General features: G+C 50.8%; 1 protein-coding gene (running past one end of the window). It reads right to left on the minus strand.

Translation table 11 applies throughout. The annotated features are described in order from the left end of the window. Window positions 1-14,957: the 5' end (the start) of a hypothetical protein gene (locus PHH49_03510; protein MDD5488016.1), read on the minus strand. It extends 16,894 nt beyond the left edge of the window; the window shows 14,957 of its 31,851 coding nt (coding positions 1-14,957); the start codon lies at window positions 14,955-14,957; its stop codon lies beyond the left edge, outside the window. Between the last annotated feature and the right edge of the window lie 81 nt (window positions 14,958-15,038).

Consider the following 15,038-nt stretch of genomic DNA (forward strand, 5'->3'; position numbering starts at 1 on the left):
GCTTCGGATAGCATCGCTGATATGTCCGCCCCACCTGTCATGTCGCGCAATTTTATGAATTCCTCGCTATCCATGCGGATCTCCGGAGAACCTATGAGCTCTCCATTCTCCCTGGCGGTGAACGCGACCTCGATAGTTACGCTCTCTTCGCCGTTGGGTGAATATAGGGTCATCTCTTGCCGGCCCTGTAGTAACCGTTCTCCGTTCCCGAAAGAGGACGCGAAAACGCTTGACTCATCCAGCCTGAGGGAGCCGGGTGTGATATTCAGAAGAGATGATAGCGATGACGAGTCCCTGTTGCCCGCGGCTTCCAGTACCGACGCCATAAGGTTTGAAAGCCTGTCGGAAAGGGCCGCCGTATCGAAACTGGATACCATTGCCGAGAATTGGTCTCCCGCATGACCGGTGAATTGTATCCCGGATACAGGAGAGATGCTGGCTACAACGTTATTGGCGGCATCCATCCACCGGATACCGTGCGAGTCGGCGACCAGGTTTATATCCTTCCGGCCGGCCAGGTCGTTAAGGCCCTGTACCATGTCGGAATTCGAGAACTGTCGCTTACCCGGGACTTCGAGCCCCAACCCGTCGTTGTTGTTTATCATGCCGGTAGTTTTGTCTATTTTTACGGATATAGGATCGGTGTTGTTGGCGAAGTACGTGGCTACCATGTCATTATTGCCGGTGTCAATGACCTCAAGTCTGCTGTTGGTATTGAGTTTTGCTGTATTATCCCTTACTGTCATACCGAAATATACATCGACCTTAATGTTGTTCCCGGATGCGTCCGTACGTGTGTATGTATAATGCGCCTGGTCGCCTGAAACACCCTCAAAGCGTACGTTTTGGGCGCCAAGCAGCCCGGCGGCGACACTGTCAAGGGATCGCTGGCTGGATGCTTCGCGCCGCATTAGAGACATGTCCATGTATGCGGAATTATTGAACCCTTCGGACAGCGCCCGCCCCAGTAAGCCGGATAGTATTTCCGCGTTATCTGGAAGGGCCTCATCCAGTATCATTGCTTTGGCAAGGTTGAAGAAATTATTAGCCGCTGATCTCCCTAGAAGTTTTGCGAATGTGTCCCGCGTGAATGTGCTGCCGGAATCGAGAGCTATATCATTGCTTACGTTCTGTGCGGCGTTGTTCTGCATAGCACCCAGTACCGTGTTCCATGCGGCGTTGAAGAACATGGCAGCTTTGCCTTTCAATAGTTCAAGATTGTTAACTACGGAGGCTCCTATCTCACGAATGGCGTATATGACCGCTTGTGCCCACATCTGGGCGCCTGTCCCAACGAAACTTACCGGGGCATAGGCGTTGACGAACATATGAGCGAAGGTGTCCCCGATGGATTGTGGCGCTCCCGCGCCAGCCGCGCCTCCTCCACCGTTCGCGCTGTATCCGGCGGTAATAAGCTTCGTACCGAGCATGCTGAGACCCATGCCCAGCTGGTTAAAGAACGCGCCCATAAATGAGCCTGCGCCTCCGAAAAGGCCTCCCAGGCCGACGAAAGCTCCCGCAATGGGTGCGGCGATAATGTCCAGCGGAAGTACAGCGATCTGGGCGATCAGACCGGGCAGTCCGGCGGTCGCCTGTGTGACCGTCTGTGCGGTTATCGCGGCGGTGTCGGCTCCCTGGAAGAAAGCGGTTATTTTTTCAGTGAAAGCCCTCAGTCCGTTCGAGATACTGTTGGCGAAGTTCTGTAGGGCCGTACCGATATTTCCGGCACCGACAAGGTTCCCCAGCCCGTTCAGCATGGATGTAAGTCCCTGGTTCAATACGTTCAATATGGTCCCGAGATTGGCGCCTACTATGGCCATGGCCGCCGACATCGCGAATTGTTTGAGTGCCGCGCCGAAATCCTGCCCGAAAAGCGCTACATTGGCCAGCATACGTCCCGCTTCGAACGCTATTGCGGTAAGAGCGGCGTGCATGGCTGCTATGAATGGTGTCGCTCCGCCCCATGTCACGATTATGACGACTACTTCCACTATTGTAAGGATGATGTTGAATATTTTTCCGAAACTCCCGCCGAAAAGACCGCCGCCGCCGGAGGTACTGACCTTACGGTATACGGTATGTGTGAGTTCCTTGACCTGTTTCCCGTATATGTTGTATATGAACGCCTTGTTCTCAAGGGTACGTACTTTTGTGTGTTTACTTTTCGATACGCTATAGACCTTCTGGCTTACCGTATTGCCGAAAAGATTGTAGATAATATTGTAGACTTTCCCCGATGTTTTGCCCTGGACAAAGGAATATTTCAGCGTCTGAGCGAGTACGTTGTATACGAACCGGTAGTTTGTTGACCCGCCCGACCTCTGCCATATTATGCGGTTCAGGTCGTCATACCGCGTTTTCTCGTTCGTATTCGTCGTTTTGGTGGTCGGCTTATAGTTGGTTATAGCGCCGCTTCGCGTGTTGGTGACGGATTTCTGCACTACCTCTGTTTTTGTTGTGCGTTTCGAGAGAACGTTCCCGAAGGCGTCGTACGCGTATATTTTCGTGCGTACGAGCTCACTTATGAACTTTATGGTCTTTGTCTTAGCATCGGCGTCGATGCGCGATGTTGTCTCCAACTTGTCGATGACCTGATTGTTGTGGTCATAAGCCGTATATTTTACCGCGTATGGTTTCGGGGCTTCCCCATCGCCGTAGGATATCCGGTAATAACATACGAGGTTGTCCTCGCCATCGTACATCATGTGGGACTGTTTTACGGTAGTGGTAGAGAACAGTGCAAGCGGAGATACGCGGGTCGGATATTTCGAGTTCACGACCTGTCCCTTGTCGTCAAAACCGGTCTTCTTGATGACTTCCAGGTAACTTATCATGTTATTATCCGCGCCATACTCCATGTCCGTGCGATGAACGAAAGTCGTTGAACCGTTGTCGTAGACGCCGCGCTGCACCTCGTTGTATGAAATGACCTGGTTGCGGGCGTTATATTGTATGTCCATACGTTCGTTGCTGGTCACGTCGAAAATAAGGTCAGGCAGGTGATGGTTGTAGTAGGAACGTGAATAACTTGGTCCGCCGAACTTACTTGTATCGCTCATAAGGTAGTACAGGAACGTTTCCGGCATGTAGTAGACGTTCGTGGTCAGGTAGTTCTTCCACTGGTTGTATTCATCCTGCCCTACGTTCTGGGCGGTCGAGTTCTTTATGCCGGCGCCACTGGCGTTCACTACGGTATCACTATTGCCCGCGAAAAGCAGGTCCCTGCCGTGGAATACTTTATACGCTTTCGCCATGAAGTCGTTGAGCGTGGCTATGTAGGCCGTTCGCGCCTCCGTGAACGCGGTGCTACCTAGTTTGTTGGAATTTTTCAGGGAAGTGTAATTACTGTCATGCATGATATCGCGTATGAACTGGACTGAACGCCATCTGGCGTCAGTGCTGTTCGATATGCCCGATTCCCCAGCCAGATAACGTATGTAATAGTCGCGTTTGGCGGTATTGGTCACTTCTATATTAAGGAAGTCCTCTATGCGTTCCATTTTTTCAGCGCCGCTCAAGTTGATGAAGGCCTCGGAATTCAATATGCGGTCGTAAAGGAAATCATGATGATCGCTTGCGGTGAAATATCTCGGGTGTGAGTAGAAATAATTTATCGAGTCATATGTCCCGGTACTGCCGAGTTCACTAAGCGCTTTTGCGGTAGGCACGGTATGCAAGAGCGTATCATACATCCTGTAAAGCATCATCATGCATATGGTCTTTGAGATGCCCTCGGAATACGCGGTCTTTCTCCAGAATTCGCGTTCAGGCACGAGTTCGATGCCGTCCTGGATCATCTTGGAGTCATCAGGCGCGCGTCCGAAAATGGCCTGGAAATAGCCGTCACCGTCGGAAGTCGCCTCCATTGCCTCGTCCGCTCCGAAAAGGAACAGATCGACCGTGTCCCCGTTGGAATTCATTTCAATGACACGTTCTTTATATCCGCGCTGGCGCCCGGCGAAGTCGTATACGATATCAGATACGACCCGGACCTCTTTCCTGGCGCTCAATGTGCCGGCGCTTAATGAGTCGAATTGTCTGTAGTTCTGGATCTGGGATTCCGTGCCGCGGGAAAGCACGGTGGTTTCCTGGTAACCCGCTATACGGTTCAGTTCGTCGTATTCCACGTAATCCCGGCTTTTTGTCTCGCGCGAATACCTGTACGCCGTATCGGCGGTATTGGCCCCTTTGACCAGTACAATGAATTTGTTGGTCACCGCGTCGTGCCTGACCTGGTAGTAAAGATTAACGTTGCTGTACATATACGTATTCTCTTTTGTGGTCCCCGCGGTGAACCACCCGGTGTTGAATATACAACTGGAGTTGCCGTAATCGCTGAATTGCAGATATACGGAATTCCCGCTTACGCCTGTTTGTACGCGGTAATAGCGGCCGTCGAGAAGGACCCCTCTTTCGGCGTCGAACGTACGCGCGTCGATCGCGTCGATTATAACGGCGGTGTCCTCGAATATGTTGGTTGTCTGGCCGCGTACCCGTCCGTTGCCGTCGAGTGTGGATACCCGGAATTCCATTGTTGAGTAGCTTTCCATGCCGCCGATGCCAAGTCCCTTGTTCGCTATTACATTGTTGTGGACGGCTTCAAGGGCGGTCCCGGCGGAGTTGAGGACATTGTCCAGGAAGTCCCCGTACTTACTTACGACCTTGATATAACTCGCTTTTTCATTCAGAGAGTCGTATTGGATGTATGATCGCTGTCCGTCAATGAGCGTATCGGCAATGGTCGTGGTAATAGTATTCTGGGCAAGGATCGTCGCGCCGAAGTCACTGAAAAAGCTTGTGACCTCGATATTGGTATAGGTCTTGAGCCTTGCCAGGTTGTCACTGGTCCCGGATTGCGTTATCTCCGTAAGTATCCCCCCCTCACCGTTACCCATCCCGGATATCCTCGCGTCCAGATAGCCCGCCGAGGTAACGAACGTTCCGGATTTTATCAGGGAACTTGTCATGATTATATCTTCCCCGAGTGAGTCGAGGATGACGTCCCTAATTACATATGACTCGAAATTATTTATGCCTTTAAGCTTGATCCCGCTGTTACCTACCGTGCCGCCGGCTTCACTTATATCGTCGTTTGCTCCCTGCCGGGTATATGATGACTGGGAAAGTTCATTTCCCAACGCGTCATACGAGACGGTGCGGCTGAATTGTGTCTGGAGGTGTATTGCGCCCTGTACGTCGGGCAGATGGTCGCCGAAATAATCCCGCGCGTTGCGTTCGCTTCCTCTTCCGGATGTATCGGTCATAAGGCGGAAAATGACGGCTTCTTTCGTCGTAGCGGAATTGTTCAGGAGCCAGTTCCGCCAGTCCGTATATTCGGTCGACTTGTCACCGAGGTAGTTACTGGCGTTGGCGGAACTGCCCTTGATCACTTCCCTGCCGTGAAGCGCCTTGAACGCGTGTTCCAGGAACGGGTCTACCGTGGCCAGGTATGCGTTATACGCTTTGATCCGCGCGTTCTTGTTGCCGCCGGAGTTGGTCCCGGTAATGCTGTTGTCGGTCCACCAGTCCGGGCTCGAGTCCGTAAGTTCGGATAATATACGGTGTGTGTATGTCCGGGAATTGGTCGTGTTCCCTCTTACCTTGTCCAGATATGTCGCGTAGCCATACTTGAGGGCATCCGAGATGTCCCCGTGCGCCCCGCCACAGGTTATGCCCAGGTAATCGGCGATGCGTTCGACTTTTTCGTCTCCGGACAGATCCGCCCATAACTGGGAATCGAAAATGTACGTCTGGAAGATCGTCTGATTGAACTCGAATTTGTTCTGCAGGGCCAGATATGATGTTCCTCCATAAGTTGTGCTGGTAAGCATATTAACATCATATATCGCGGCCTTATCCGGGTCCTCGTGCAGGAACGTCCGGAACATATTGTATACCATCATAAGGGCTATTGTCTTCGTCAAAGCGACTATTTCCGATGTTTCCGGCTGTTCCGGCAGGTTATGTATATAGTATTGGCGCGGGGTGAAAGCCGGTCGGCCTTGCCCCAGGGCCGCAGTACCGACTATCGTACCGCTTTCCATGAGTTCACGTGCGAGTCCTTCACGGGTCAGGTTGATATCATCCCGGTTTATCATGCGGTTCTTCCAATACAGGTATTCCACGGAGTTCCGGCCTATATATCTGGACGTATCCGTAGCACTTCCGTCGACGACTGTTCGGCCGTGCAACGCGGCGTAAGCGGCCTCGAGCTCATCATCTAAAGTCGCGATATACGCGTTATGGAGAGACTGCAGGGCGTCCTTATTGGCCTGGTTCGACTGGTTGACCACTTTACTCGTATAGTTGCACATGGTGCCGTTATTGTTGAAATGCGCTATTTCCTTGTAGATATTCTGTGTGTATGACGAGGAATTGGTCCGATTCCCGAGCTGTGTGTCGAGATACTGGGCATATACCTGTTTTAGGTTCGTTGTTATGGAGCTTCGCTCTAGCCCCATATAGTCCATCAACCTGTCCATTTTTTCGTCACCGGACATGTCGGCCCATATCTGGGACCCGAAGATCCGTGTATTTAGGAAATCCCCGTTCAACTTGAAGGAATCCCTTACTTGATAATAGTCGACGCCCTCTACATTTGTTACCATCGCTCCCATGGAAGCATTGCTGAAGGCGTTAGCCGGTGGGTCTATCCCCAGTACGGTCTGGTATATACGCGTGACCATCATCATGGGGATTATCTTCGATATGGCAAGGGCCTCGGTAGCTATCGGTTTATCCGGAAGGTTGTAAATGTAATACTGATATGGCGTATACTCCTGGTATCCCTGCCCGAGGGTATTGGTCCCGCGCTTCCCGCCATCGGTCATGAGGCTGGCCAGGAAGGCTTCTCGGGTATATGCGTCATTTATGCCAGATAGGACAAGGCCATTCTTCCAGTATTTGTACTGGTCGGAATTCCTGCCTATGAGGTCTATCGAATTTATCTTACCGCTTACTACGATACGTCCGTGGAAAGCAAGATATATTTTTTCCATGAATGTGTCTATGGCCTGTGTGTACGCGGCATGTAATGACGCGAGATCATCCTTGATGCTTTGGGCCCCACCGGTTATGACGACCCGGCCTGTAAAGTTCCTCGCGGCTCCCGCATTGGAAAAATGGGTTATTTCGCGTAACACGTTGAGTGTATATGCGCGGGAATTACCCGTATTTCCTTTGACCTGATCTAAATATATGGAATAAACGCTGCGAAGGTCGCTCGATATCGCGTCTCGGGCGATGCCCAAATAGTCCATCAAGCGGTCGATCTTTTCTGTGCCGGCAAGATCGGCCCAGGCCTGGGAGATGAATATCTCGTTATATAGATGGCCCTGATTGTCCTGGAAATATCCCCCGGCATAGAAATAGTCAATGCCATCATAGGAGTTGCTTATCGCGGATGTATGTGGAGCGATGTCGGAATTCTGCAGGAGCTTTTCATATTGGTTGTGGGTCATCATGAAGACGATGGCCTTTGAGAACGCTTTTTCGATGGAAATGTTGTCGTCTTGACAGGTCTCCATGATCACGCGCCGCCAGTATGCCCTTTCATCCTCGGTCGGGGCGCGGCCGAAAATAGCCTGGAAGTAGCCGTTGGCGTCCGCTTCGGCGTCCGAGAACCTGTCCGTGCCGAAAAGCTGAGCGTCTATGTCGAAGTTCGTGAGGGTCTCTATCTGCCCGCTCCAATAGGTTATTTCCTCGGCCGTGGGAGCGCGGCCGAAAACGGACTGGAAATACCCTTTATCGGACGCGGTCGGGGTTTCTCCCTCTTCTACCCCGAATAGGAGCATGGATCCATCCACGTGGGTCTCTGTCATCCCGTACAACGTGTCGTTCCAGAATTTCCTTTCCTCAAGTGTAGGGGCGCGGCCGAATATCGTCTGGAAATAACCATTGTCGTCATAACTGGCGGTCTTTTCCGGCCCCACGCCGTATAATTCATAGTCGAAGGTGCTTCCTTCTATCTTCTGTATATTGGTCGCGATCACGTATCCGGAAGGATCTATCAGATTGGTCTGGATATTATGCGTACTGCCTATGCTATATGGATTCCCGCCGATATCCATACTGACATGTGTGTGCTCGAATCCCTGCTGCCAGAGTTCTTTCGTTATACATTTGAACCCCTGGTCGTGCTCTATTATGGTATAGATCTCGACTTTTGTTATTCCCTCCGAGACGGGGGTAGTAGTGACCTTGTACGTACCGTCCAGGAGACGTGACCTCAGTGTTTCCTGGACATTATCCGCCCCGCTCAGGCTTATGTCCCCTTCCGATCCCGACCAGTAATCCGACCAGCTTTTCCCGCTGGATATGGTTATCAGGAACTCTTTCTGCCCGTCCTTGTTGTATACGATATAAGTCGTGCTCCCTAGTATATTGTTGGATATGCGTATAACGGTCTTGGAAGGATCCGTGGCCTGTACGCGTTCTATATTCGCGATATTAGATAAGTCCTGTTCGCCGATAGCATCGGTTATATACATGCTTACCGGCAAATTGTCGATATCGGAAAAATCCACGCTGTAGGACATGTACCCGGATGTGTCGGAGAACCTTCCGGTCTCGCTGTCCCAACGCCGATCTGTCTGTCCCATCAGTGTGGCTGTTATGAGTTGCCGAGCGATATCCGCGTTCTCGAAAATACTCGTTGTCGCCGCGCCAAGTACGTTATCGTTGCGTACGTCCTCGAATTCCAGGCTGGCGCCATATAATGACACGGTTATCTGCGGCATGTACCTTACCTTTCCATCGTCATATATCGTTTCGTTGGTCCATCCTATGATGAAATTGGTATCACTGCCGAAACTTTCTATGCGGGCGGAACCGGTCTTTGCCGGATTAGTGCTCGATTCCGTAAAATATGTGTCCCCCGTAGGGTCGTTAACGTCATTGTAATAGAGCCGTCTGTATGTTTCATAGTTGCCGTCACCATAATCATAATACTTGAGGTCGCATACCTGACCGTTGGGAAGCACGACGCGGGGTGTAAGCCATACCTTTTTATTGGAATCCTCAAAATGCCCTGTATAGTAGTTCCCGTCGATGACGATGGCGCCATAACCGGTACTGTTCTTGTCGAACCAGAATACATTGCCCGGGTTGTCCACTTCAGTGAGGGTGAAACGATTATTATTGGAGCTGTTATACGATACGCTGTATTCTTTCCCCCCCAGGATGATATTATTTGCGGTGCTTGTGGACGAGATATAGGTGACCGGGATATTCACCTTATTCATGCTCATATAGTCGTAAGACAGGCCTCTCAGGACATCTTCGCCGTTATGTGTAACGCCGGTAATATAGTTATTCCCGTTCTCGTCCGTTTCGGTCGTGAATCTGTATCCCTTGACCGTGAACTCAACGAGCGCGGCGAATTCGATATCAAGATCGTAGCCATTATCAATTATGACGTCCTTACCGGTATCGTCGACGAGAGGTCCGGATGAATAGGTTATAGGGATGCCGTCGACCGTTATCTCGAACGTGTCTACATTGTATTCATCAGCGATAGAGCCGATATCGTCCTGTGTGCTGGTGGTGTCCGTGACGAGCACTAGCGGAGTGTATCCGCTTTCGAGTATATTGTTCCCTACCAATAGCGTTGACGGCGATCCTAGTAGCGTGCCGTTATGTGTGCTCGTGGAACCAGAAACATCCCGCGCTATGTTTCCCGAGGTATCGTCGAAGTCGTAATGCAAGATAAGTCCCGAGCTTACCGAACCGGCTCCTGTATCCATTATTTCCCTGACCTCATCTTGTGAAAGAGCTCTGCTATACAGGGCCATATCGTCCATAGCCCCGTCGAACATGGCGTTACCGCTCCAGTTGCTCTTGCCTATAAAGGAGGAGTTGCGTACGACGTTGTTGGGCAGCGAGGTCGTGCCTATATATATAGCGTCCCCATTCTTGTAGACGGTCAAGTTGCCGGAAGCGTCCAGGGTCACGGTTATATACATCCAGGTATTCGTTTCCAGGACGTCCGGTATGCTGGTAGCCGTATGCCCGCTCCCCCTATATATATCCAGATACAGGTCGTCAGAGGTTCCATAGTTTGTTAACAGGATATTGTCATCCGCTTGTCCCTGTCCAAGATCGAATATGCGCGACCAGTTGGCGAAACTATCGTAATACAGCCATCCCGACATGGTGAACCCTTTGGACAGGTCTTCGGAAATGTAGCCGCAATTTATATAATCATCCGTGCCGTCAAAGATCATAGCGTCATCGGGGTTGCTGCCCGCGTAGGCTTCCGGCGGCACTACCGCTATAGGTCTGTCATATCGGTATTGTATACGGTACCCTTCCAGCTCGGGATCGGTACCCTGGTATATCCGCTGGCCTTCCGCGGCATCCCATCTCCAGGTGTTAGCGAAGCTCGCGTATCTCTGGAAACAGGTTACCGCTTCTTCCGGATTGGAAATGGCGAATTCATGGTCCTTTCCGGTCAGTTCATCATGTATTACATAGACGAAATTCGCGTACAGGATATCCGACCCGGAGGTCACGGACCTTATTGTGGCAGTAGCGATCACGGTGCCGTCGGCCGCGATGAACTTCTTGGGCATGCCTATAACGCTTTGAGAGAGATTGTCTTCATCGACGTTATAGATCGTGGTATTGCCGAAGGCGTCGGTGATACTGCTGATATAGGAGCTTACCTTGCCGTCCGTGGCGGTGAAATTGGTCATTTCCACGTTCTGTGAACTCGCGACATCGTTCAGGACGTCCATTATATCGGCATTTATGCCGTTAAATTCGATGTCGGATATTCCGTTGACTATTTTTTCTGTGTATATCAGGTTGCCGTTCGTGTCGCGGACATAATACACTTCCTGGATCTCGTCACCTTTTGTCACAGTGTCGCTTATGACCTCATACCTTGGGAGAATACCGCTTTCATAGCGCTGATAGGTATAATCATGTGTTTCCTCGCTCTCTACGGCGTTGGTCGTAAGATATTCGGTAATGCTTGAATGCTCCACCATCAGGGGTGCCGCGTCCGGATTGTCTATATCGGTCGTTTTATAGTCGTAGAACGATCTCTTTTTTAATATCGCGCTATCCGACACTTCTCCTTTATCCGCGCCATCTCCGATGATGGCCGAGCCATAATATTCGGTTATGGTGCGTTCGGATAGTACTTGTGTCCCGGATAGCGCCGCCAGATCATATCCTTCAGCGGTTGACGCCCTTGCGGTCGGGGAAGGTGTTTCGTAGACATTCTCAATGACCCTGGAGGTATTTACGACCGCGTCGGCGCCCTCGTCCGTACCGTATTCCACAGCCTGATATATTACGTTGTTGCTGTTATCGTACGATTGCTCGATCACGTTCATGAAATCAACGGAAGCTTTGGATATCCGGTACTCCAGGTCCATGGATGTGTCGACGATCGTGATATAGCCGTCATCGCCGACGGTATTGACTATTTCATCCCACCATCCGGTAGCATCCGGGCTGGGATCGGCATCGAAAAGCAAAAATCCGTCACCGCATGTGTTGTACTGGTCGTCCCTGTCCGTCCATCCGTATGTTGTGAGGAGGTGACGCAGGTTAAAGGATTTGCCTTCTTCGTCCACCATGTGGTAATTCATGGTGCTGCTGCCTTCGAAGCTGGGCGCGGTACGCGATTCGCCGACGAGGGTATATTTCATCATGGATTCGGTGATGGAAACGGTGCCTTGTGATGATATCCCGTAAGTCGTGTCGGTCACAATAGCTCGACCGGGTTCGGTATCATAATCCGTTCTGCTTATGGTCCTCATGGCGTAATCAAGGTCCTCTTCGGACACTTGCCCCGCGATGGACGGCTGTTCATACTCAAGGCGGTCGGAATAGACCAGGCGGTCCTGCGTATCATATTGCATGTTGCGGAACTCGTGATAATAGGTTTCCTGGTCCATGGCCCCGGATTCCGTATAGCCGGAAACCAGTTCGCTGGTGGGGTCTCCATAAGTGATGCCAGAGCGTCGGAAGGTGTAGTAAACCCCATCGATAGTATACCCGGATTCGGTGAAAGCCGTCATACGGCCTTCGTCGTCATATTCTATGTCCGTTTTCTCGCTCTTGAAATAGGTATAGTCTCCCTGGTAATTAACGACTTTTTCCATGATATAGTCGGGTTCGGCCTGATAAGCGCGTTTGCCGTGTATCTCTCCTGTATCGTATGTCCCGCTGAAGTTAGCATCATTGAAATATATGTATATCGATGTTTGAACTACATAATCCGTTCCGTTGCTGTATTGGGAGAACTGGGCTACCATGTCGGTCATCTCGAAGCCCGCTTCGCCCTGATAGTATGTTTCGCTTACTCTGTATTGACCGTATTTGGAGCCATCGCTGGTACGGGATGTCAATTTTGACATACGGTCCTCGCCTTGTATGGCATCTGTGGCGGCAAGGAGATCGTCCCCATAGAAATACTGGTTCACATGCAATATATTCACTCCGTCGCTGGCTGTGAATATCCAGGCGTAGTCGGCTATTTCATCTCCCGCGAAATCGCCCGCGTAAAACGTTTTTGACCGCCTGCCCGATGATGTGTTCTTGTTTATAGACCCTATGTCGCTCGATCTGTCCCCGTCCAGGGAGATGGACGATCGCATCGCCGTATCCGCGTTCACCGAACTGCCACCGGCTTGTTGTTCGCTGTTGCCGTAGAAATATACCGTTGTCCTTCTGACCTCCTTGCCCCGGTTCTCGCCACTTTCGTTGTAAGAAAGCTGATACCAGCTTTTTTCCTCCTGCCTGTCCCCTTTGAAGAACGTAATGTTGCTTATACGGTGATCAGGCAGGCTTGCGTAGTCGAAATATCCGGCATCCGAGGTGTCGTGTAGCTGTGTTTTGGTCAGTTTTTCCATTAAGGTGACGTTGGCGGATAAGCGCGCACTCACGTTAATTGCGACATCGGACGCACGTATCAGCGAATCTCCATAAAAATACACACTTTGAGAAAGAACATCCGTGCCGTTAGCGCGATACGATTCCACATAGTCTATGTACTCTTCTCCCGGGGAGCGCATATCCGCGCCATTTTTGATGTTATAGTAAGTCTTGCTTTTAAGTTCCGAAATGTCCACGTAAGCCGCCGTGGTGATGTTCTTTGTGTTCTTATATATGTTAACCTGGGCTATCGGAGTAGCGAGTCCTGTCGATGCCGCCCGGGTCTTTGTCTCACCATAAAAATTCACCGCTTTTTTCGACACAAGGCCAGCTGAACTGTAATACAGCGTGTAGTCGGCTATCTCTTCACCTTTGCCGTGACCGGTATAAAAGATCGTCTGGGTCTGCAGAAGTGTTGTATCGTCCGAGACATGATCGCCCTTATAGGATTCTACACGTGCCATGGCTTCATGCGGCAGAGCGTTGGTGGCGCGGACTATGGATCCGGAATGGTCATAATAATTGAAGGAAGTGCTCCGTATGGTCTCGCCGTCCATATTGTAACTATAAGTCAGGTCCGCGATCTCGAACCCGGCGCCCAAAGGTGAAGCGAATATGGTTTGCGATCTTCGGTCAGAGCTGTCGTTAACATCAGAGATCGTCTGTGTGGTCCTTTCTCCCCGGTAAGAATTGGTCACAGCTATCGGCAGAGTGCCTTCCGAATCACTTGCCCGTACAAAGTCGGTTCCGTAAAAATAGTATACGGAACTTCTCACTGTTTCACTGCCGGGCTCCCCTGTATACTCGAACATATAATCGATCACATCGCCCTTCAGCGCGTAATAGGTCCAGGAGAGGAGTTTTTCGTCCGAACTTCTGCGCGTTTCCAGGGATGACAGGTCCCAGTTGGCATCATAATGGTATGTCGACGTTTTTCCGGCGCCGGGCAAATACTTGCTGGTGGTGACATAATCCTCACCGAATGGGTTCTGACTGTAGTTCGTTTCAGTGACTACATCTGTTTCCAGTCCGCGACGATGCTGTTCAACTTTCACCAGAAGCCCATTCTGGTAAAGATATTTACTGATAGATCCGGCACGGTCCGTAATAGTATCGAGGACCTCTTCACCGGCGATCAGGGCATATGACATATCGCTGATGTGGTATCCGCCTTTATCCTGTGAGGCGGATACAATGACTCCCTCAACGCCGGATAATGTGCCGTATGTATATGAAGTAACTACTCCTTTTTTGTCCGTGGATTGATATATTTCGTCCTCTCCCCAAGCGTTCTGTCTGTATAAGGACTCTTCATCGGTCCCCTCAACATAAGTGCGAGTTAGGTTGCCGCTGGTATCATAGATGTATTTTGTGATCTTTCCGCGTCGATCGGTCACATGATCGACAACATCCTCGCCCGCGAGATCTTTATAGGACATCGTCGCGATAATATTATCGTCTTTTTTCTGGATAACGGTCGTAAGCCTGTGGTATTCATCATATGCGTCAATATCCCCGGATCCGTCGATATCCACATCGCCATATGTGTAGGTGCTTACGATCCCGCGCTTGTCCGTAGACCGGTATATCTCATCTTCACCCCATGCATTCAAATTATACAATATTTCCTCGCTGGTCCCTTCGACGTATGTTCGGGAAAGATTGTTTCCCGAGTATTCATATATGGTGACCTTACCCTTGCGGTCGGTTATTCTGTCGATGACCTCTTCTCCGTTAAGGAGTTTATAGGTCATGTCCGCCACATGGTAATCACCTTTGTCCTGGCTCGCGCTTGCCATGTATCCGTTAGCGTCGTAGACATATGTGGTAACTACACCTTTTTTATCGGTGCTGGTAACGAGCTGGTCCTCGCCCCACTCGTTCTGGGTGTATACGGCGCTCGACCCGTCGGTGGAGGAAGTCGCGACAAGGTTGTTCCCTTCGTATACATATGTAGTCACTTTGCCTTTACGGTCCGTGATAGTATCTATGACCTCTTCTCCGTTAAGGAGTTTATAGGTCATGTCCGCCACATGGTAATCACCTTTGTCCTGGCTCGCGCTTGCCATGTATCCGTTAGCGTCGTAGACATATGTGGTAACGACGCCTTTTTTGTCGGTGGTAGTGACAAGCTGGTCCTCGCCCCACGC

Source organism: Candidatus Omnitrophota bacterium (genome assembly GCA_028715965.1).
Classification (GTDB): Bacteria; Omnitrophota; Gorgyraeia; order Tantalellales; family Tantalellaceae; genus JAQUQS01.